Source organism: Draconibacterium mangrovi (genome assembly GCF_010586825.1).
GTDB classification, from domain to species: Bacteria; Bacteroidota; Bacteroidia; order Bacteroidales; family Prolixibacteraceae; genus Draconibacterium; species Draconibacterium mangrovi.
In genome coordinates this window covers 472,811-495,412 of sequence record NZ_JAAAGB010000002.1, presented here as the reverse complement: position 1 = coordinate 495,412, position 22,602 = coordinate 472,811, and the positions used below count along the sequence as shown (strand labels likewise).

Annotated in this window: 13 protein-coding genes and 1 tRNA gene; 1 reads left to right on the top strand and 13 read right to left on the bottom strand. The window is 40.0% G+C overall.

Features of this window, described 5'->3' with window-relative positions:
* Positions 1–45: 45 nt before the first annotated feature.
* The 13 genes from G4420_RS09085 to G4420_RS09025 all read right to left on the bottom strand — a co-directional run bounded on the left by G4420_RS09085 (position 46) and on the right by G4420_RS09025 (position 19,998).
* Positions 46–3,825 (bottom strand): beta-galactosidase small subunit-related protein, encoded by a 3,780-nt coding sequence (locus tag G4420_RS09085; RefSeq protein WP_163323328.1) that lies wholly within the window; start codon positions 3,823–3,825, stop codon positions 46–48.
* Between the two features lie 22 nt (positions 3,826–3,847).
* Complete coding sequence (locus G4420_RS09080) at positions 3,848–4,522, bottom strand: LamG domain-containing protein (RefSeq protein ID WP_163323327.1); 675 nt, start codon at positions 4,520–4,522, stop codon at positions 3,848–3,850.
* A gap of 39 nt (positions 4,523–4,561) precedes the next feature.
* Positions 4,562–6,736 carry a hypothetical protein gene (locus G4420_RS09075; RefSeq protein WP_163323326.1) on the bottom strand — a complete coding sequence of 725 codons (2,175 nt, stop codon included), beginning with the start codon at positions 6,734–6,736 and terminating at the stop codon, positions 4,562–4,564.
* Between the two features lie 48 nt (positions 6,737–6,784).
* Positions 6,785–7,672, bottom strand: a complete 888-nt coding sequence (locus tag G4420_RS09070) for an alpha/beta hydrolase (RefSeq protein ID WP_163323325.1) — start codon at positions 7,670–7,672, stop codon at positions 6,785–6,787.
* Positions 7,673–7,729: 57 nt separating this feature from the next.
* Positions 7,730–9,325 carry a carboxylesterase/lipase family protein gene (locus G4420_RS09065; protein ID WP_163323324.1) on the bottom strand — a complete coding sequence of 532 codons (1,596 nt, stop codon included), beginning with the start codon at positions 9,323–9,325 and terminating at the stop codon, positions 7,730–7,732.
* 9 nt (positions 9,326–9,334) lie between these two features.
* Complete coding sequence (locus G4420_RS09060) at positions 9,335–11,041, bottom strand: carboxylesterase/lipase family protein (protein ID WP_163323323.1); 1,707 nt, start codon at positions 11,039–11,041, stop codon at positions 9,335–9,337.
* Positions 11,042–11,365: 324 nt separating this feature from the next.
* Positions 11,366–12,916 carry a RagB/SusD family nutrient uptake outer membrane protein gene (locus G4420_RS09055; protein WP_163323322.1) on the bottom strand — a complete coding sequence of 517 codons (1,551 nt, stop codon included), beginning with the start codon at positions 12,914–12,916 and terminating at the stop codon, positions 11,366–11,368.
* A 27-nt stretch (positions 12,917–12,943) separates the two neighbouring features.
* A complete protein-coding gene (locus G4420_RS09050) occupies positions 12,944–16,252 on the bottom strand; it encodes a TonB-dependent receptor (protein ID WP_163323321.1) in 3,309 nt (1,102 codons plus the stop codon).
* A gap of 145 nt (positions 16,253–16,397) precedes the next feature.
* Entirely contained in the window at positions 16,398–17,633 is a 1,236-nt protein-coding gene (locus G4420_RS09045) for a FecR family protein (RefSeq protein WP_163323320.1), read from the bottom strand.
* A 134-nt stretch (positions 17,634–17,767) separates the two neighbouring features.
* Positions 17,768–18,379, bottom strand: coding sequence for an RNA polymerase sigma factor (locus tag G4420_RS09040; protein WP_163323319.1), 612 nt, complete (start codon positions 18,377–18,379; stop codon positions 17,768–17,770).
* A 365-nt stretch (positions 18,380–18,744) separates the two neighbouring features.
* A tRNA-Arg gene (locus G4420_RS09035) sits at positions 18,745–18,818 on the bottom strand.
* 144 nt (positions 18,819–18,962) lie between these two features.
* Entirely contained in the window at positions 18,963–19,265 is a 303-nt protein-coding gene (locus G4420_RS09030; RefSeq protein WP_045032654.1) for a thiamine-binding protein, read from the bottom strand.
* The gene (locus tag G4420_RS09025; RefSeq protein WP_163323318.1) at positions 19,246–19,998 is read right to left on the bottom strand and encodes a hypothetical protein; all 753 of its coding nucleotides are present in this window, start codon (positions 19,996–19,998) and stop codon (positions 19,246–19,248) included. The genes G4420_RS09030 and G4420_RS09025 overlap by 20 nt, the downstream gene beginning before the upstream one ends.
* A gap of 140 nt (positions 19,999–20,138) precedes the next feature.
* On the opposite strand from G4420_RS09025, the gene feoB reads away from it, so the two are divergent.
* Complete coding sequence (gene feoB / locus G4420_RS09020) at positions 20,139–22,601, top strand: ferrous iron transport protein B (RefSeq protein ID WP_163323317.1); 2,463 nt, start codon at positions 20,139–20,141, stop codon at positions 22,599–22,601.
* Position 22,602: the final 1 nt, after the last annotated feature.

The following is a 22,602-nucleotide window of genomic DNA, read 5'->3' as shown; positions in this document are numbered from 1 at the left end:
GAACCTTCTCCAGACAAGTGATTTCTTGTCTCAACTACTTATTATTTAATATCCTATCGGTTTTATTGTAAATTTTCGCAAATAGGCATGCGGATACACGCGGTAAGAATTTAAAACCGGTTGCGAGGTATCACCTACGCCGGTAGTTTTATAATCCAGATTAATCGTAATTCCGTCTGCCTTTTTCAATTGAAATACATAGAGCGCCCTTGTGATGTTTTCAGTTGTAAACACATGAACATTAAAATTGAAATGCTGATCCATGGAAAACATAAGACCTTTTCCTTTTCCATTCGTCATTTTTAAATAACGATTGTCCATTCTCAAGCCATAATCCTGCGGGACCAAATAAGGCTCGTACATTTCATCTACAGTTGAATTGTATATACCAAGTCGGTAGCCACTTTTACGATCAGGGTAATTTTCCTGAGGACCTCTGCCATACCATTCCACCTGGTCATATTCATTATCCATCATCAAACTAATTCCAATTCGTGGCAGCAACTGGGGCATTTGACCTTGTGGCATCACCTCGTGGTTAACCTCAACAATGCCATCGCCATAAATCCTGTACTCATAGATACTTTCAAAACCGCTTATCGCTCCGGCTGCCCCTCCTTCTATAAGAAAATTAAGACTTGAAACATCATTATCCTGCCTGGTGAGCGCAACTTCGCGTACATAAATATATACCATACCTTCTGCCTCATCAGCTCTTACTTCAAGTGGAACAAACTTCAGCTCATCTATTCCCTGAGAATATAAATCTGTAGCCATGGTAGTTCCATATTCTTGTTTCCAATAGGCCTGGCTGAAACTTCTGCCTGCCCACCTGTCATTTTGATTGTTGACCGGAGCCCGCCAAACATTTAGTTTTACAGGAGCTTGAAGCATCTCGTCTCCATTTATCAACATGGATTTTAGTTCTCCTGCTGTTTTGTCAAAGGTATATGAAAATCCTTCGCCGGAAACGATATGTGATTCCCCTGTGGTTGACAGTGTTGCCACCTTTTCTGTTGGAGCTTTTGGAGGTTCCGGCAGGTTCCACCTTGATAATTCAAATTGGTCCCATGATACTTCATGTCCTTTATCTGCCCATATCTCGTCATCTACTAAGGATGAACTTATATTGAGCCTGTATTCATTACCGGCAATAATCTCAGGTTTTGTGTAAGGTATAACCTGCTTCATTCGTTGACCGGGTTTTATATCTAAGTTTAATTTACCTTCCTGAAGTACTTTATTATCTTCGGTAAGTGTCCAGGTTGTTTCCCAATAAGAAGCATTTGTAAAATTGCTTCGGTTCCAAACTTCAACAACTCCTTTTTCCCCGTTCAATAATTTAAATGAAATTGGCTGCGCCGATTTTTTCATCTGCCATATCTCCGGCTGTGGGGTGCGATCTGCCCATATACTGCCATAGGTTCGGGCACCCATACCATTGCTGTAATATGTTCCTCCGTTTGTTGTTCCCTCAAAATCTAACCATAAAATGGCATCGGATGGCCTCATATCGCTACCTGGTGCCACAGCTTTAGCAAATAACTTTACATTATCAATCTTCGAATCAGAGGTATAGTCTTTCGTATCCTGCGTTTGAGATTCGGCGTTTCTCCCGATGTTTACAGGGTACGGTAAATTTTTAATTTCCCCGCTCACTTTCATACTTGCGGCTTCTGCCCCATCTATAAAAATCTTCATTTGGGTTCCATCATAGGAGGCAACAATGTTATGCCAATTTCCTTCCCAATTTCCGGGAAGTGCTGCACTTAATACCTGTTTCTCGTTTGTAAAAATGTAAAAGTCCAGGGTATTTTTTCCGTTTTGTACCACTCCAAACTGGTTGCTCCCTTTTGTTAAGAAATTACCGGAACTACGATTTAACAACCGGGGATAAACATCCATCATAATGGTCAACTGATCTCCCGAAATTTCTAAATTCTCAGTTCTGTATATTTCAACCCATTCATCATGCCCGTTCAGATCCAGACATTTTCCGTTTATTCCTTCTACCAGTTTTGAATTACCCATTGCGTAGCTTGGTGTTTCAAACGGTGATTTATCAGATAGAATACGAACCGAGTCGGTTAAACCATTACCAACAAAATCCCATATTGCACCACCCATAATTCTCGGATGCCTGTAAATAAACCGCCAGTACTCATCAAGTGCTCCGCCACCATTACCGGTTACGGAAAGATATTCGTCCATAAATGATGGCCTGCTATCAGTCGTATCAAGTCCAAGATTGACTTCTTCCTGTAGTGGTGAAGGATAACGTGGCCCAATTATATCTTCGGCAGGGTGAACCATATCGTTTCCTCCGTACATCCAGTATCGTGTAGGATCGAGTCTTTTACCTTCCTTTACGACCTCCGTTATATTCTCTCCCTCTCCGGCTTCGTTGCCGGCACTCCAAAACAGAATACTTGGATGGTTTCGATCACGAAGTACCGCTTTTCTGGTTCGATCCCTGTACATTTCAGTATACTCTGGCAATTCTGACATATATTGAGTGGCGTGACATTCATTACCCACCTCATCAACTATAAAAAGACCGTATTCATCGGCCAGCTCCAGGTACCTGTTGACCGGAGGATAGTGGGAAATACGAACCAGGTTAAAATTGAATTGCTTCAACAATTCCATGTCCTTACAGATAGTAGCTTCATCCACAACATGCCCCATTTCCGGATGCTGCATGTGTGTATTTGTACCGTTCAGTTTCACCGGCACACCGTTTAGGTAAAAAACGTTCCCAATGATTTCTGTTTTCTGGAAACCAATTCTGGTCTGTATTTGATCAACTACATTGCCCTCGCTGTTGAGTAACTCCATTCTCAAATCATAGAGATTTGGAGTTTCTGAAGTCCACTTTTCCGGTTGTTTAATTAATTCTGAAAGACTAATGGTTTGTTTACCCTTTTTTATATCGAATTTTGGACTTTCAATGGTGGAAATCTCCCGACCGTTTCTCTCCAGAATTGCGTTCAATTTATGACCCGTTAAATTCCTTCCATAGTTTTTCACATCAATATTGAGAGAGAGTTTCGAGTCAGTATAACTTTCATCAAAATCCGTGATTACCTGCCAATCAAAAAGACGAACCAGTGGCGAAGAATACACCCAAACATCGTCAAAAATACCGGCTAGACGCCAATAATCCTGTCCTTCGAGGTAGTATCCGTCAGAGAACTTCAACACTAAAACCGCGATCGTGTTTTTACCAGGTTTCAAATAAGATGTGATATTGTATTCCGAAGGCTCTTGTGCTCCTTCGTTATATCCAACTTCTTGACCGTTCACCCATACAAAAGAAGCTGATGCAACTTTTTCAAAATGCAAAAAGACTTGCTGATCCTGCCAATCAGATGGCAACTCAAATGTTTTTCTGTATGCTCCGGTTGGATTGTATTCATCCGGTACTTCCGGAGGTATTACTGCAAATTCGCCTGCTGATTTTTTTCCCTCTTCTGTTCTTGCGTATTGATAGGTCAAACTGATATTTCGGAACATCCGGTCTCCATAACCTTTCATTTCCCAGTTGGATGGAACATCAATTTGATCCCATCCTGAATCATTAAAATCTGTTTTAAAGAAATCAGTTGGGATTCCTTCAGTCACATCACTGTAAAAGAATTTCCAACTACCATTTAGTAAAATATTCTGCTCCGGAATATGAAATGCTCTGCCTTCTTCCTGACCCTGTTCAAATACCTCAGTATTCTCGATGTAATAGGATAGGTTATTTAAAAAATCTCCCTTTTGAGCCCATACTGAAGTTACACAAAACGTGCAGGCTAAAAGAATCAATATTTTATTCATCTTCAACATTCTTAAAATCATTCTATTTGGAAAAATTAAATTCATCGGGATTTAAGACTTTATCGGTAATTCTGATACTATAAATTGCTCCTTTAAACCAGGAAATTTTGTTCTGACGAACGCCAATGGAAGTTTTTCCTTTTTTAATGGGAGCAAAATCGACATCGCCTTCCAGTTCCTTTTGGCCATTAACAAACGTGGCCTGTCCTCCATCTTTAACGGTAAAGGCAATATGGTACCACTCATCTAAAGGATGAATCAATTCCGGAGACATTAACACCACCCATTTTTTTCTAGATTCGAACATGCCATCCAAATACCAGGTATCAGCATTCGATCGCATCTCCATCAGTAAACGATCCTTTTTCACAGAGCCGGTATGAAAGTAGCGCTGTTCGTGACTGCCACCACTGTCAAATCGAATAATCATTTCAATGGTAATTTCCGTTAGATCTTTTAACGGCATTTCATCAATAAAAATAGCGTCGTCTTTACCGTCAAACTGAACCGCACTTCCATACGGAGAATCAATTTCCATCGGATTACCAACAACCGTTACATTTTCATTAGCTTCAATTAAATCAGAGATGATATAAACCACCTCTGATTTTTTGATCTGTGCTAAGCTTTGTATGGATGTGAAAAATATTAATAGGCCTGTTAACATTGCTATGTGACAAATCGAATTTTTACTCATCTGAACTTTGTATTGTTTTTACACTTTCAAATCGTCCTGTTATGGTGCTTGTATAAGCCCTTCCCACTTAACAACCCAGGAACCATCATCCGGGAATCCGGGTGCATTTCTATCCGGTGCTCCTTCCCAGCCTGCAGCCATTACTGCAACTGCGTATAACAAAGCACCATTTGTAGGTAAGTAGTCACCACCAAGACCACGGTTTATACCAGCTTTATCAAAACCGGTTCCAAGTCCCCCGAGTATCGCTTCAACAGCACCTTTTGGGTCTCCCATTTTGGCAGAGCCTACTGCACTCATTCCTGATCCCCAGCCAACACCACCGGAGATACTTTCAACTCCATGACGAGATGCTGCTCTCAGTTCATTCATTTTAGCCTGTGTACGTTTCGCTGTTTCGAGAGTGACTGCTTCGGAAGGTGGCATCAATCCTAGGATTCCTGTCAACCACAATGGTCGACCATTAGCTCCAACATAAATGCCGTCTTCAATTTTAAACGTTGCCAGTTTATCTAATACTTTGTCCCAGTCTTTATTTCGCTCCAGTCCCATTCGTTCACGCCATATTTGACCTTGCTCAATTCCCCAGTGCCAAAAGGCCAAAACTTGTGGATTATCCATGTTGGCTCCCCATTCTCCACGTCCCTGATTAAGGACAATATGATAGATTCCGGTTTCTTCGTCAAGAGTTAAAAAGTCGACCATATATTCTACTGTCCCTGATACTACTTCAGCCCACTTATCAAGTGTTTCAGTCGTAGGGTGTATCTTGTAGTCCAGTTCTGCAAAATGAAGCGGTTGAGGCTGCTTCCATAATAAGGATTGATTGCCTTCCCATGGTGCACTGCGCCCTGATGGACTAGCCGATTTAGGCCATTCTAATCCTTTAAATCCGAATTGTTGTGCTCGTTTACGTGCAGTAGGGATAAAACGTTGATAAGATTTTACCGCTTCGTCAGTTAATTCCCAACGATTCCAAAATCCATAATGAGCCTGGTGAAACCAGATTATTTCATAATGAAATTGTCCACGCCAGGGATCTATATTCCTAAGTCCGCTTTCAGATGCCGGCCAACTACCAGCTGTCTGCACAGCGGTTACCCATTGCGAAAGAACAATACGACGCTCCAATTCATACCACCTCGGATCGGTACTTTCAGAAAGATCAATAGCACCGCCATTCATCCAGAAGTTTTCCCAATATTCTGCGTTTGCCTTTTTTGTCGAATCAAAATCTGGCACTTCATTACCAATAGGCGTAGCTGAATAAGTGGTACTAAATTCTACAGTTGAAACACCATTACCTTCAAGATACCAAACTTTACCACCTTCATAAGTTGAAGGAGTTACCTTGGCACCTTCCGTATAATTCAACGCAACGTAATAGGTAAAATCATCTACTTGCCTTTTAAAGTCGGCTCTGACTTTACTGGTTTGTGTTAAGGTGGTTAAATTATTCTCGTTCCGTTTAAAATCACCTACCCAGTCTGTTTCATTATTTAATGTTGGATAAGGAAAATCAAGTGCCACCTTGATTACTCCCCTGGCAAGTAAATCAGACTCTACTTTTACCGAAACCTGATCCGTCTCCGGATTAACATAGGTAGTGACTATCACCTGAAACCCACTGCCTGCTGCCTCAGACGGATTCACCCAATCACCTTTGGTTACCCAATCACCGCTTACCACAAATCTGGAGCTATGCGTTCCAGTCCACAAATCAAGATTCCGGCTGCCATTGCTTGTAATATCTTCTACAGTCAGTTCCGAACCATCACCTCTTACGAACCGTAATCGCCCAAGATTCATAATATGGGGATTATCATACATCCAATTTCTGATTGATTCTTTTCCTGCGGGAACAGTATCTGCACCGATATAGCGCTCTCCATTTTTCACATTAATGAATGATCCTGTTTCAGGGACCTCATCAGGAGTTACACCCTCCGGAAGTGGAAATGAGTGCCATCCCCAGTGCGACATTGTATTACCTCCAAAGGTTTGAAGTCCCGTTCCGTCAACATTAAAACAAAACTCGCCGTTACCCATTGGAATCTGTCCTCGCTCTTCCCATCCCCACCGAATATTGTGACGGGTTACCAATTCATGTCTGTTAATTGGAGTAGATGAATTTCCCTCATTATTGCTCTGAGCAAAACTCACAGACACTATGAAGAGAGAGAAAATTAATAGTTGAAATCGTTTTATAGTCATAATTAGTTTTTCTATTTGTTGATATAATTTTTTTGAAATGCGGGATTATTAGAAGCCGGTAGCTGTTAACCAATCGTGGAGTCTTTCAATCCAGGTATCCACCGGTAATCCCTTTTTATCCATTCCAAATCCATGTCCCCCCTTGGAATAAATATGGAGTTCTGCTGATTTACCGGCAGTGAGCCATGCCTTGAATAAATCAGGGCTACCTGCAGCGATACGATCGTCAGCCGCACACAATATGAATATAGGCGGTGCATTTTCAGGAACATCTTTTCCCCTCAACCATCCACCATAAATTGGTGCGGCAAAGTCAGGCATATATTCCGGATCACTGTTGAGAATCACATGTGTAGTAACTCCTGCTCCGGCCGAGAATCCCATTATCCCCACTTTTTCAGCATTGACATTGTATTCACCGGCATGTTCTTTTACGTATTGAACCGCTTTTAAACCATCTTCCCCTCCATAGTTACGAGGGTTTACTACCGGTTTATCTTCTGAAGAACTTTCCTTTGTCATAGCTTTTATTCGCTTTCCAAAGTTGTTCCAAAAGTCATCAAACTCTTCGGGATCTTCCGGAGTCTTATTTAATCGATATTTTAGGACAAATGCTGTAATCCCTTTATTAGCGAGCCATTCTGCAACAGCAGTTCCTTCACTTTCATACGAAAGCCAGACATTGCCCCCACCGGGACAAATTACCACTGCCGTACCTGTAGCTATTGATTCTTCCGGCATATATACCTCAAGTGTTGGATCAACAACATTACGAATCATTTTTGTTTCTGTGCCGGGATTGGCAAATTCCACTTCAGCATAGTTCCAATCCTCTGAGCCGGGAGCTTTCCCCTCGTAAAGGCGCACAATTTTCTGTGCATTTACGCTTCCGAATAGAAAAGTCAGAAGGGAGATTATTAAGAGTGTTTTTTTCATTTATGGTTTCTTTTATGGTTTGAATTTCTTGTTGATAGTTTACATTTAATACTTCAATTACAATAATGAACCAGACGGCATTTTAAGTAGCATTTTACGAATATCCTTATCCGGGTCATTCACAACTTCACTCTTGTCTGCGTCAAAAATCATTGTCGCTCTGTCTTCAACATCATACGAAGTCCAGGGTAGATTCTTGGTGCTTGGATTGCCATTATGGGCAAAAGCTGCCCATGCAGCACTTAACTGACGTGATAGTTGTTCCGTTTCCGGGAATAGCGTTAGTCGCATGATTAATGGAAGATCGCAGGTATGAAATGCCCTTAGTTTTCCATCTTCAAGAGGAGTATTGTATTGGCAATAATACATAAATACTTCTGCCTTACCTCTTGCTAATTGCATTTCGGCTTGTTTTACCGCATTGAAGCGGGCTCCACGATCGGTTGAAATGCGGAAATACAAATCACTGGGACTATTTTCCGGGTGGTTCTTTTTGTATAGTTTTAATAGATCATCTAATCTGTTTTCCGGGATCTTTGCTTTCAATAACGCACTTCGCAATCCTGCTTCGTCAAGATTGAAAAGAGCTTCATTACTTAATGCAAAAAGCGAAGATTCATCTTTATCGTTCCCAATCAACAATGGAATATCAGCAGAAATCTCAGGAGAATCAGGATACCACGGATCCCTTGGCAAAGAATGACTATCTACAACAGGTCCAAGTCTGAGTCTACTCTGAGTGCTTATTTTAAATAATTCCTCTGCAGGGATTTTCTGCAAATCAGCAACGTTGTCCACTCCTAGTTTTGACATCAGTTCTCTGGCTGACTTTGTAGCAGTTTCAACATCGGTGGCTTTCCCAACAAAACTTCCACTTTGAATAGCTGCTTTATGAAATAATCCTTTTGCAGCAGGCATCGCCAATAGCGTAGAAATCTTTGCACCACCACCTGATTCACCAAAGATCATTACATTATCAGGATCACCTCCAAAGTTTTCGATATTGTCACGAATCCATTCCAGGGCTGCAACCAAATCCATTTGTCCGGGATTACCAACTTCATATTTTTTATCGATACCTCCAAAAAAAGTGTATCCAAATACATTCAAACGGTGGTTAATACCTACCAGAACCACATCCTGTTCCCTAACATGCCGGTCGGAAAAAACAGCGAGCAATCCACCACCATCCTGAAACCCGCCACCATGAATATAAACCATTACCGGGCGTTTACCTTTTAAACCCGGTGTGAGAACGTTAAGATTCAGACAATCTTCTCCACTGGGTTGTTGGCTAAGTTCAAACCGATCGGTACGACCTCCAGAAAAATAAGGGCCTAGTCGGTCAGTCTCAAAAATGCTGCGCCCTCCCTGAATGCAACGAGGCCCATTGGCGGTGCAATCTTTTACACCGGTCCAGCTTTGTGGTTTCTTCGGTGGTGAAAACCTTGCTTCTCCGGCGGTTGAATCACCATAAGGAACACCTCGAAAAATCTTGACACCATCAAAGTCATATCCTTTCACTTTTCCGTAAATGGTTTCAGTTTCAACATCATATAATGGCAAGCTCATAATTCCGTTTCCGGCCAACATTACTGCCGGGATTCCGGTAAGTGTTGTAATTAGAAAAGATCTTCTATTTATTGGTTTCATAGTTTTTATTTAAGCATTTGAGTTTCTTATTTCATTTGCCAGGTTCCGGGCTTCGCGGTCAGGATCGTTCTTTACTTCGCAGGTATCGTTCCATATCATTACCGCTCCATCGGTAGTATTATATTTTGGCCAGTTCGGGATTCCCTGATGATTCGGATCACCAGTTCTTGCAAAGTTGGTAAGCGCCAGACTCATTTTCTCAGCCAATCTGCGTGGTCTGGCACCACCGCCCGTAATGGTATCCATCAAGTCCGTATTGTTGAACCAAAATGCAATATCAGTATTATGGTAAGCTCTTGGCCTTCCGTCATAAAGTGGTGTTGCCCAATCAAACCAGTAGTTGTAGACAGCTCCACCGTTGGCAGTTTGTCTTTCAGCCTGTGTTAACATACGATCGCGACCACCCAGTAATGACCAGATAGCAACGGGTTTTTTCTCTGGAAATACTTTAGCGTAAGCATCCACCAGCTCTCCAATTCTGTCGTTACCAAAAGGTATACCTCCGTCAAATATTCCTCCTCGTTTTGAATTACGTAATTTCTCTTTCAGCTCATCAAAAGTGATGTCCTCCAAAGAAGGATCATTGCCACTATGAGATTGTTCTCCAGTGCAACCACCAATAATCATAGGAATACCTGCTGATATAGCTGGTGCTGACGGATCAAACGGATGTTGAGGAATGTGCAAATTATCCAAACATGGCGCAAATCTTCCAAATCCTCTTCCAAGTCCTGAATCCAGACTTATTTTATAAAGGTCTCTCCACGGGATTTCCTGAATCTTATCAATATTTGAAGGACTGATTCCCGCTGCTTTAAGAAGAGCACTTGCCGATTCGGCCTGAGATTCGTAGGATGCAACATTTAAAGCAGCACCGCTTATTGTCATGGCTTTATGGAAAAGTCCCTTGGCTTCAGGCATAGCCATTAGAATACTTACTTTAGCTCCACCACCAGACTGGCCGAAGATGGTTACATTTCCCGGATCACCTCCGAAATTTGAAATGTTTTGGTTTACCCATTTCAGAGATGCAACACAATCCTGCATTCCGGCAGTAGCGGAATCTTTATATTTTTCACCCCCAATAGCACCGAGGTTTAAGAACCCAAACATATTGAGGCGGTGATTGATTGTTACAACAACTACATCTCCAATATTACTCAGGTTCTCCCCATTATAGGCATCAAGTTCGTGTGAAGAGCCTCCGGCAAAACCTCCACCGTGGAACCAAACTAGTACCGGGCGCTTTGTATTATCATTTATTTCAGGGGTCCACACATTAACAGACAAACAATCTTCGCCAAATCGTTTATGCCCCCAGTTGTAGGTAAAACTATTATCAAAATGGTCAAAACTTGGTTCGAGCGGATAGCCTAATCCAGCCTCAGCAGGAGCAGCATTTCCCCAATATAAAGCATTTCGAACACCGGTCCATGGCTCCGGCTCTTTAGGAGCCATAAATCTATTTTTTCCTGTTGTTGAATCTCCGTAAGGTATTCCTTTATAGGTGTAAATTCCATTTCTACGGTATCCTCTTACTTTCCCGTATTTTGTTTCAACGATAGCACCGTTTTCTGACACTTCAACTGTTTGTTCGGGGTAGGATTCATTTTTGAAGGATGTATTTGAGCAGGAAGATGAAGTCATTCCTCCAAATCCGAGCGTGGCAGACCCTAAGCCTATGGTTTTTAAAAAGTTTCTTCTGTTATTATGCATTGATTTAGGTTATAAAATTTTATTTATGTTAGTAGGATTCTGGTTTTTCTTAGAATATTTGAAAAGAGAAAATAACCGATCTACACAATGATAAGTTAATCTCGTAATACCGAGTTTAATGTTCTTTTACAGGAACCAGATAGTCAAGAATTAAATTTTAAACTCACCCCTTCTAAACAAAAAGCTATGAGTCATAATTCTTAACTTAAAATGATAGTTTGCGATTGATCATAAAATATCATTGATTATAAAAATCGTAAACTGTTAGAAAGGAAGATACCTTCTTTCGAAGGTACCTTCCTAACACTAACCAAACTAAACTTGCTATTGGGTATAGCCGTCATTTTGTGGAAATCCTTTCATCAAATCCAATTGAGATTGAGGAATAGGATAGTTGACCATATAATCTTCCATTTGAACTCCATGAACGTTTCCTGAATTTGAACCTCCCTGGAAATAAAGATTTACTCTCTCTACTAACACTCCTAGTCTTTTAAGTACGTACCAACGTGAAGCTTCAAGAGCCATCTCACGTGCATGTTCTTCGAGATAGCTATCCAAATCTATTGTTGTATAATCATGGTTATTGTCTCCAAAAGCTCTTCTTCTAACCATGTTGATATACTCTAAAGCGGTTGCATCCGTGTTACTTCCCGATAAATGCCAGTGAGCTTCAGCACCAAAAAGCAGGGTTTCTGCAAATCGATAATGAACAAAATTTTGGTAACTCTGGTCTGAGCTAGCCGGTTTGTCTGGATCATGAAACTTTTTCAGACTAAAATGGTACCTTCTAAAATTATCTTCAATAGAGGATTCCGGTAGAGGTTGACCAAAATTGGGTGAATTTGGATTATTCACAATATAATTTTGTTCATAATAATAAGTAGTATATCGCTTATCATTTTCCCGATCGTATAAAGACTGGCAATAGTCATTAGGGAAAGCCCATCCAAATGCCAATCCTCCATACTGAACTTCCGGGATCATTTCTCCACTCGATAATTCGTAAATACGACAGTTGAACATACTTGCCAACGCGGAAGGTCCACCACCGGCAAGTTCATTTCCACCACCTAAGGCGCGACTTGTCTGATAGGTATAAAGTGACTCAGCATGGTTCTTGTCTCCCGTAAATACTTCATCCACTTCTACAAGATGATAAACACCACTTTCAACAACAGCATCAAACTGATTAACTGCCTCTTGCCAATCTTCCTGCCACAAAGCACTAATTCCTCTTAAATGCCTTGCAACGCCTTGTCCGTATCTCCCGGGCTCAACCACCCAATCAAGTTTTGATATAGCAAAATCAAGATCACTATCTACTAATGCCCAAATATCAGCTGGGTCTGCAGGTGTATAATCAATTTCATCAATGTTCTCAATTGTTGTAGGTTCAGGTTTAAAGAGGATATTATTATAAGTTGTATACAATTGCATGTAAACCTCAGCCCGAATTGCTCTGGCTTGAGCCAATAATATATCTTTCCTGGTCTGATCCATTTCTATATCTGGTGCGTAAGCAATTATCGCATTGCTTCTATCAATAATATAATACAATCGCCCCCAATTTTGCATAGGCCAATTAGCATTATATCTATTCGGATTATAGCATTGATCCAGGTTTACTCGTCCGATTCCTAAGTCGGTGGCAATCCGGAAAAATACACTAGAAAATATAGAATTTGTACCTTCGTCGTAATTTAATTCCCGCATTTTATTGTACAATCCGGTAACACCGGCTTCAAGGCCGGCTTCAGAGCTATAAATGTAATCAGCATCTATCGCATCAATTGGTGTCTCATCCAGCTGATCAGAGCATGAGAAGATAAGGAATATACTTAATAGGGTATATATTTTAAAAATTACTTTCATTTTACTAAAATTTTAATTTTCAACTAATTAAAACCCAATTTGAAGTCCACCGATTACCGAAACAGTTTCCGGGTAGGAACGTGCATCGTTTTCCGGGCTATAGGCTTCAAAATCGGTTATTGTAAATAGGTTCTGGCCAGTGCAATACACTCTTACTTTAGATAAGCCCAACCTACTGATAACTGCATCGGGTAACGAATATCCGATTGTCACATTTTGGAGTCTGATAAATGACGCATCCTGCAAACCAGCAGTAACATTACCCTGATCCATAAATCTTCTTCCAGTCGCTTCTAACGGCCTTGGACGAGTTCCGTCGGTATGTTCAGGAGTCCAATAATCCTGTTTAATACCATTTAAAATACCTCTTGGATTACCACCTGTCCAGTAATCAACCAGGAAAGTATTAAACTTTGTTACTCCTTGAACAGTATAGAAACTAGCTGAAAAATCAAGTCCTTTGTATGTCATATCCAGGTTAAATGTACCATACCAGTCTGGTGTCTGGTCAGTGATCACTCGATCATCCGGATTCAACACACCATCGTTGGGATCCCTGTCCCAAACTTGAATATCTCCAGGTTCAGCATCCGGTGTATTTGATGCAGCTACTTCCTCGGCAGTGCTAAAAATACCTACCATCTTATAGTCGTAGTAAACATCTATTGGTTGACCTATAAACCAACGGTTGGCAATATCATCATCCTCAATTCCGTCTCCATCATTGTCTTCGCCATACAGACTTATTATCTTGTTTCTGTTCAAATTAAACATCGCTCCAAGACTTAATGTAAAGTCTGAATTTCTAATTACGTCTCCGTTTAGAGCAAACTCAAGCCCTTTATTTTCTATCTCTCCAAGGTTTACAATTTTGCGCGAATATCCGGTTACCTGCTCGATTGCTCTGTTCACCAATAGATCTTTTGTCCTGGTCCTATAATATTCTATGGTTCCAGTTACTCGATTTTTTAGCAAGCCATAATCAAGTGCAATATTGAGCGAAGTAGTTGTTTCCCATTTTAGATCGGGATTTGGTAGAGTTCCTCCAGGTAAAAGTCCGGCAGTTTTGGAACCACCGAAAATATAATCGTAAGGAAGAACTGTATTTAAACTTTGATAAGGCTGAATACCTTCATTACCAACACTTCCGTAACTACCGCGTAATTTCAGGACGCTAATGGTTTCGCTGTCAATTAAAAAATCTTCGTTGTTTATATTCCATCCGGCTGCAACTGCAGGAAAGTATCCCCATTTATTATTGTCTCCAAAAACACTGGATCCATCAGCCCTCATGGATGCTGACAAATAGTATTTTCCACCATAATTGTATTGAGCTCGAAATACATAGGACAGTAAGTTTCTTTCCGTAGCAAAAATACTTGGTTGATTTACACCGGCTGCGAGGTAATAAATGCCGATCGCATCACTTGGGATGTTGGTTGCTTCGTTTAGAAATCGAGAATATGTTGATTTCAAATAACTCTGAACAAATGTAAGATCCAGCGCATGCGCACCATCACCTAAATTTGGTTTATAAGTTAAAATATTCTCCAGTTGCCAATTGGCATTGTCAATATAATCAACCGATCCCAATCCCACTCCACCTGCTAATGTGCCTGATAGTGATTTTGATGAGTTATACAGGTAATTTTTTCGATTTAATCCATTTCTACTCGCATTCAACCTATACTTGAATCCATTAAATGGAGTTACGTCCAGAAAAACATTCATAATAGTCCGGCTTTCCTTCGTATCATTTGTAATTTCCTGTAGATCAAGCAATGGATTCCAGCTATCTTGAACGTCGCTCGGATGAAGTTTTAAAGAGCCATCCTCATTATAAACTTGTCCTAATGGTGATGTTGTAATTGTTCTCACCAGCATAGCAGCAGCAGGTTCATTTGTTGCGTGGCTAGTTCCAGGGTTTTCCTTTTGAGAAATTTGCCAGGAAGAATTAACACCCACTTTTAACCAGTCCGTTAATGTTTGATCAACATTCAAACGAACAGTTCCACGATCATAATCGGTTCCTTTAATAATTCCTTCCTGACTAAAATAGTCGATACTTGTAAAAACCTTTGTTTTTTCGGTTCCTCCGGTTATGCTGACATTATGATTTGTGATAGGTGCAAGTTGCAACACTTTATCCTCCCAATCAATATAATCACCACTTGAAATAGTCGCTAGCTCATCAGCTGTAAACACCTGATCATCTGGCAAGAAATCTCCGTCAGGTCCTCCATTAGCGCGAAATGCCTCTCTTTTATAGGCGATAAATTCATCTCCACTATAAGCTTCAAAATGTTTCTGAACAGTTTGCAAACCAAAATACCCCGAATAGCTAACCTGAGTTTCTCCCGACTTTCCTCTTTTTGTAGTAATTAAAATCACTCCGTTTGACGCTCTGGCTCCATAGATAGCCTGGGCAGCAGCATCTTTAAGTATCTCCATATTTGAAACATCATTTGGATTTACCTCATTGATGTTTGTTACCTGTACTCCATCAACTATTACGAGAGGATCGTTACCTCCATTTATTGATCTTTTCCCTCTAATCAAAATTGAAGAACTACTTCCAGGACTGGCATCGGCAGTTGTAATTTGAACACCAGTAGCCTTACCACGAAGCATTTCACCTAAATCCGAGCTGGCAACTTTTACCACATCATCCACTGCAACAGATACGACCGAGCTAACCACGTCACTTTTCTTCTGGGTACCATATCCTACAGCAACAACCTCTTCTAGTCCAATATTACTAAGTGCTAAAGTTGTATTAACCGTACTTTGTCCATTTACAGGCAGCTCAATGGTTTCCATTCCCACAAAGGAGAACTGAAGTATAGCATCATCACTCGGAACTTCAAGAGTATAATTTCCATCCATATCGGTTGTTGTACCAATGGTCGTACCCTTTACAACCACAGTCACTCCGGGTAGTGTTTCTCCGTTTGAATCAGTTACCGTACCCTTCACCGACTTTTGCGGCTTCAGTTCGGAAGGTTTTACTTCTATTTCAGGAACTTTTGTATTTTCATCTTCTAAGATTACTATCTGTCTGTCATAAATTTTATAAGAATTGTTCGTTCCTTTCAGTACCTGATCAAGGATACTTTCTACTGTTTGGTCAACAACCTGAACATTCACTTTTCTGTTGACATCAACAGTGTTCTCATCATACAGTAAAATAAATTCACTGCTTTTCTCAATTTCAAGAAACACTTGTTTCACACTAACTTCCGAAAGATCAAGATTAAATTTGGTCTGTTGCGAGTAGGAATCGTTCGCTGCCGAAACAGCAAACACTGAAAGCAACAGGATAGTTAGTAATTTCATCTTTAATAGAATTTTGGCCATACTTCCTCTAGGGAAGTAAAGCGCTGTTCGCTTTTTTTTCATAATTTTGAAACGTTTAGATTAAATACTTTATTTAATTTAGTTTGAAAACCGGAGAGCCTGCCCGCTAACCGGTTTTCTCTTTTTATTTCATAGGAATCTCCTCCATTTTATTCGTAATAAACACTTTACTCCCATCAATTCGGTAGTCCATTTTTGCTACATCTGACAGAGCTTTTAATACATCATCCAATGAATCTTTTAAATCAAGTTTTCCGGTAATTTTCCTATTTGTGTTGAAATCTTCCGGAACAACAAGTTTTACGTTGTAATAGCGTTCTAATTTGGTCAGAACATTATCCAGATTTTGTTGTGAAAACTCAAACCAACCTTCTGTCCAGGCAAGGTAAACATCTGCATTAGGTTCCTCAGCTACTACAATGTCGTTTTCTTCTTTATTGAATGTTGCCTTTTGATACGGTTTTAACTCAACATTGTTTTTACTAATACCAAATGCTGTCTTTTTTCCTACAACTACACTTCCTTCTACAAGAATGGTTTCAATGTGCTCATCGTTGGGATAAGCAGAAACATCAAAATAGGTTCCCAGTACTTTTACCCCTATATCGTTGGCATTCACAATAAATGGTTGCGACTCATTTTTTGTGACCTTAAAACAAGCTTCACCTTCCAGGTATACTTCTCTTGTACTTTTTGTAAATTTTGTTGGGAATGCCAGTCGACTTCCGGCATTTAGCCAAACTTTTGTTCCATCTGCAAGCAACAACTCAGAGCTTTTTCCATAGGGAACAATTACTTCGTTCATTTTAGTGTCGTCGGCGTCCATTTCCTCATTTTCCGACAGATCAATCACACTTTCATCGTTGATAGTAATTTTCTCTTTGTCATCGATAGAAATAGTTGACTTATCATTCTCAAGATCAATCTCTTCACCATCGGATAGAACCAAACGAGCATTCTCGGTACTATTAGGTATATCCGAGGATGCAAATTGATACTCCAAATTCCGGTTATTTAAATAGGAATATCCAAAAATTCCCAATGAGATAACTATTAATACTGATGCTGCAATAGTAATTGTTCGACGAAGATGAATTGTACGGGCTCTATTCTTGTATGATCTATTAAATCGATCAATGTTATGCCACATTAACAACACCTCTTCTTCGTCAAGAATGTCGTATCTATCTTTTAGTAAAAGAACAATTTCTTTGGCTGTGTTAACCTTGCTCTGTAACTCGGAGTAATCATGTAGGAAAGTATTCCACTCCTCATTTTGATGGCCTTTTAAAATCCAAGCGACAAATTGTTTGTCTTCGAGAAAATCTTCCAGACCATATTTTAAGTATTTTTTATCCATCTTTCAGTTTGATCATTATTGGTTAGGAATTATCTCCTTTCTGGAAAAGCGAAATTCCTTCTTCGTCACAAAGACATTAATTGCCTCTGTCTATTATAGAAAGATGTGGATGAAAATTTTGTGGACAGTATTCGCTAACTTTTTTTTGGAAAAAGTATTTCCTTAGCGCAGAACGACAGGAAAAACACAATACTACTTTTACCTTCAACTGCCTTACGAAGAGACTTTAAAGCTCTGAATACTTGCTTTCTCGCTGAATCATATTTTAGGGAAGTAATTTCACAGATTTGATCATACGAAAATTCACATATATAGCGGTAGTACAGGATTTCACGCTGTTTTGGCGCTAACTCGTTAAATCCGGCTTGCAAAAGTTGTTCTCTTTCCGTTAACTCCTCTTTATCGATTAACTCCTTCTCAACCGAATAGACGATTTCAGCCTGAAAATACTCTTCATCCGTGGTACCAGAAAACACTTTACTTTTACGAATACTTGTTGCCAGTTTTCGACGAAAGGATGCGATAAGATAGAAACCTATATTATTTGTACCGTGAAGATTTTTCCGTGTTCGGATAAGATCAAAAAAAAGATCCTGGATGGTATCTTTTATCAATTCATCGTCATTTGAAAACTTTTTACCATAACGATAAAGTCCCTGAACATGCTGATAATAAATATGAGAAAGCGCATAGTCTTCCCCATTAAGGAAGTCTTCCCATAATTCTTTATCTGCGTTTATATTCATAAGTACTGGACAAATATATATAAATTGAAAGGAGAATTTGAAATTTATTTCAGTACCATAATGGATCTAGCCATACACAACTCCTCTAACGAAAACAAAGTTATATTAGTTTTTCAACAATAGAAAGTTGCCATAAGCTTGTATATAAAATATTTCGGGGCAATTTATAGGGTCAAATCTTCTCCTTTTTCCTTACTTATGTTTTCGAAATAGATTCAAAAACAGCCTAGCTTTATCATATGATCGCGGCTTGATAAATATCACAACAAACTAAAATTTTTAGAAAAATCGGACGCCAGTCGGACATTTCTACAACAAAAAAACCGTAACCAACTGTTATAACGTCGATTACGGTTTTATATCGGTGAACCTGAAGGGACTCGAACCCCTAACCTCCTGATCCGTAGTCAGGTGCTCTATCCAATTAAGCTACAGGTCCAGAACGCGTTTGCTTTAAAAGCGGTGCAAATATAGCGCTTATTTGTATAAATACAAATCTGCACAGAAATTTTATTGAAATTAATTACAATTCATTTTTGCCTGCTTTTCTGCTGAGGTATTCAACCGCCTAACAGCAAAATAATTACGAGTATTTTTCCATTTTATCTTCAATGGCCACATTTTTTTCAAAATTTACCTGAAGTTTCATATTGGTGATCATTCGTTGTGTTCCTGCTTCGCCGCAGGCCTCATGAATACGCTCCAGCAAATCCGGAAATTCATGAAATCCACATTCAACTACAGTTTCAAACGGGCACACCTGGTAGCGGTATCCCGATTTTTGGATGGTTTCAATTGCTTTGTCGACCAATTCGTATTTTATTTTTCCGTCGGCTTCTGGCAATACCTGAATAGCCACATTTATCTTATTCGTTTTCCAACTCATCGTTATTCTTATTTTCCTTATGATGTATTAATTGTATAATCTCGCTACGCGACAAAATCTTAACATTGGTAATTACCATATCTTCGCGTAAAAAGCCACCGTACTGATTGCACTCGTTAATTACATTCTGAAATGTATCTCTGATTTCGGCAGTAATCGGCAACATCACCAAAGCCGATGAAAAACCTTCCATAAAGTCCATCGATTCAAACACACCTTCCTGCTTGTTGAGCTCGAATATTAACTCATCTTTAAGAAGCTTTTGTTGCGTTTCTGTTAACATTTCGTTCTCATTAACCGAAAGAAACACCACAAAATAGCGCAGTTTTTTGCCTTTTCCACCCAGTCCGGTCGATATAAACACCTGTTGCTCATCAAGTAAGGAGCTATGCATTAGCATTCTGCTTTCCTGTAAAGCCAGCGTTCCCCATTGTTTCAGGTCGCCTTCAGCCTCTTCAACAAACTTCTCAAGCGTACGGTACGCTTTCACGTCATCGTACACCGCAATGGCTGTCAGTATTTCCTTTTTACGTTCTTCGTCAACTTCTTTGTCAAAAAGTTCCTCTCTCGCCTCAAAACATTCTTCCGATATGTCCCTGTCCTTCAGTAGTCGGGCAAATTCAAAGTATTTCATCTGAATACCAACATCTATCTGTTCCTCCAGAATACTAAAGTTTTCGGGCAGATCGTCCAATGCTTTCTGAATATTATTATAAAATTTATCTTCCTCCATTTAACCTCCTTCGTTCGAACAAAAATAGTCACTTGTTGTAACTATGTAAAGAACAAATATATTTTATTTTTTATCATCGGAATTTAAATATATTTGTAGGCTTATTTTTATTTAATTTAAATACAGAAAGCAGGGGGAGAGTGAAATTAAGCGAAGCAAGAAATAATGAGCCGGTGATAATCACCAAAGTTTTAGGTCATGGTTCGTTCCGGAAGAGGATTACTGAAATGGGATTTATCCGTGGCAACGAAGTTCGGGCCATAAAAGATTCTCCATTTAGAGGGCCCAGCGAATACAAAATTCTGAACTATAATATTACGCTGCGGAAATCGGAAGCCGATCAGATTGAGGTTATTCCGGCCTCCGAGTTCAAAAAAACATCAACCGACACTTACGAGGGTACTATCGACCGAAATATCGACCTAATCGACCACTCAGCGCGTACAAAAACAATCAATATCGCATTGGTAGGTAATCCCAACTGCGGAAAAACCACGCTGTTTAATTTTATCTCCGGATCGAAAGAAAAAGTTGGAAACTACAGCGGTGTTACGGTTGACGTTCATAAAGCCACTTTTAAAAGCGGCGATTATACATTCAACTTTTACGACCTGCCCGGCACTTACAGTTTAACGGCCTATTCAAAAGAAGAAATATTTGTAAGGAAGTTTATTTACGAACAAACTCCTGATATTGTAATAAACGTACTGGATTCAACCAACCTGGAACGAAGTCTGTTTCTTACCACACAATTAATCGACATGGATTTAAGGGTTATTATGGCCCTGAATATGTTCGACGAGCTGGAAAAGAACAAGCTTAAACTGAATAAGGAAGAGTTATCGAAACTGGTTGGAATTCCGCTCATCCCTACGGTTAGCTCGAAAGGGCTCGGATTGGATAACTTAATTGAAAAAGTTATCGAAGTTTTTGAGGGCCGCGATAATTTTTCGCGCCATATTCATATCAATTATGGAAAAGAGCTTGAAAAGTCAATCCGCACCATTCGTCAGAAAATTAAAGAAGACAAACCGATCACCGATAAGATTTCGTCGCGTTTTCTGGCTATTAAACTGCTCGAAAAAGACAACCAGGTAATCGAACTGCTCTCGAAATACTCTAATTTCGAGGATATACAGGAAGTTACCCTAAAAGAAATAAAGAAGATAGAACTGCTTGAAAACGACGATAGCGAAACGGTTATTGCCAATGCCAAATACAGTTTTATTGCAGGTGCTTTACGTGAAACGTACAGCAACAAACGTAAGGAAAAGAAAACCCAATCGGAAAAGATCGACAGTGTGTTAACCAACCGCTACCTCGGATTTCCAATATTTACGGCACTCCTGTTTTTTATCTTTTGGACTACATTTAAATTGGGGGCTTACCCGATGGACTGGATTGATGCGGGAGTTGTGGCATTGGGTAATTTTGTGGGCAACATAATCCCCGAGGGCATGCTGAACGACCTGCTGGTTGACGGAATTATTGGTGGCGCCGGAAGTGTGCTGGTGTTTTTGCCTAATATTCTTATCCTTTTCTTTTTTATATCGCTGCTTGAAGGCTCAGGATACATGGCTCGCGCTGCCTTTATTATGGACAATATAATGCACCGCTTTGGTCTGCACGGCCGTTCGTTCATTCCAATGATAATGGGATTTGGATGTAATGTTCCGGCTATTCTGTCCACACGTTCCATGCGAAGTCGGGGCGACCGGATTCTTACCATGCTCATCATTCCGTTTATGTCGTGCAGTGCGCGGCTACCGGTTTATATACTTATTATTTCTGCCTTTTTCCAGAAATACGAAGCCTGGATTTTAATTGGAATTTATGCGGTTGGAATTCTTTTTGCTTTTATTACAGCGCAGGTTCTCAATAAAACAGTTTTTAAGAATAAAGAAACACCTTTTGTGATGGAGCTCCCCACCTACCGTCTGCCAACTTTTAGGAATGTGGTGTACCATATGTGGGACAAAACGCAACATTACCTAAAGAAGATCGGGACGATTATTTTGTTGGGTGTTATTATCATCTGGGCACTGGAATATTTCCCGCGAAAAACGGAGAATACTTCCGATTTTGAAGCACAAATTGAGCAGATAACAAACTCGGAAATCCCCGAAATACAAAAAGACGAACGTATTGCAGAGGTGAACCATGCCATGGAGTCGGACCGTTTGATCAACTCTTATCTTGGACGAACTGGCAAACTCATTCTACCGATAATGAGTCCGCTTGGTTTCGACTGGAAAATGAGTATTGCTGTGGTGGCCGGTTTGCCGGCAAAAGAAATTGTAGTAAGTACCATGGGTGTGCTTTACCAATCGCAGGATGGCGAAACAACCATAAACCTGCAGCAAAAATTACAAAACGAAGTTCATCAATTAGGTAAGCATAAAGGTCAGGCCGTATTTACCACACCTGCTGCACTGGCATTTATTATTTTTATTCTGCTTTATTTCCCGTGTATTGGTGTTGTGGCGAGTATTAAAAACGAATCGGGCTCGTGGAAATGGGCAGCATTTTCGGTATTTTACACCACTGCATTGGCCTGGGTAGCCGCGTTTGTAACTTATAATATAGGCATGTTATTGATATAAA

Excerpts from the sequence above, each read along its gene's own strand:
- G4420_RS09055 (WP_163323322.1), bottom strand. The coding sequence starts at position 12,916 with ATGAAAGTAATTTTTAAAATATATACCCTATTAAGTATATTCCTTATC.
- G4420_RS09080 (WP_163323327.1), bottom strand. The coding sequence starts at position 4,522 with ATGAGTAAAAATTCGATTTGTCACATAGCAATGTTAACAGGCCTATTA.
- G4420_RS09060 (WP_163323323.1), bottom strand. The coding sequence starts at position 11,041 with ATGCATAATAACAGAAGAAACTTTTTAAAAACCATAGGCTTAGGGTCT.
- G4420_RS09085 (WP_163323328.1), bottom strand. The coding sequence starts at position 3,825 with ATGAATAAAATATTGATTCTTTTAGCCTGCACGTTTTGTGTAACTTCA.
- G4420_RS09050 (WP_163323321.1), bottom strand. The coding sequence starts at position 16,252 with ATGAAATTACTAACTATCCTGTTGCTTTCAGTGTTTGCTGTTTCGGCA.
- G4420_RS09040 (WP_163323319.1), bottom strand. The coding sequence starts at position 18,379 with ATGAATATAAACGCAGATAAAGAATTATGGGAAGACTTCCTTAATGGG.
- G4420_RS09075 (WP_163323326.1), bottom strand. The coding sequence starts at position 6,736 with ATGACTATAAAACGATTTCAACTATTAATTTTCTCTCTCTTCATAGTG.
- G4420_RS09025 (WP_163323318.1), bottom strand. The coding sequence starts at position 19,998 with ATGGAGGAAGATAAATTTTATAATAATATTCAGAAAGCATTGGACGAT.
- G4420_RS09070 (WP_163323325.1), bottom strand. The coding sequence starts at position 7,672 with ATGAAAAAAACACTCTTAATAATCTCCCTTCTGACTTTTCTATTCGGA.
- G4420_RS09065 (WP_163323324.1), bottom strand. The coding sequence starts at position 9,325 with ATGAAACCAATAAATAGAAGATCTTTTCTAATTACAACACTTACCGGA.
- G4420_RS09045 (WP_163323320.1), bottom strand. The coding sequence starts at position 17,633 with ATGGATAAAAAATACTTAAAATATGGTCTGGAAGATTTTCTCGAAGAC.
- G4420_RS09030 (WP_045032654.1), bottom strand. The coding sequence starts at position 19,265 with ATGAGTTGGAAAACGAATAAGATAAATGTGGCTATTCAGGTATTGCCA.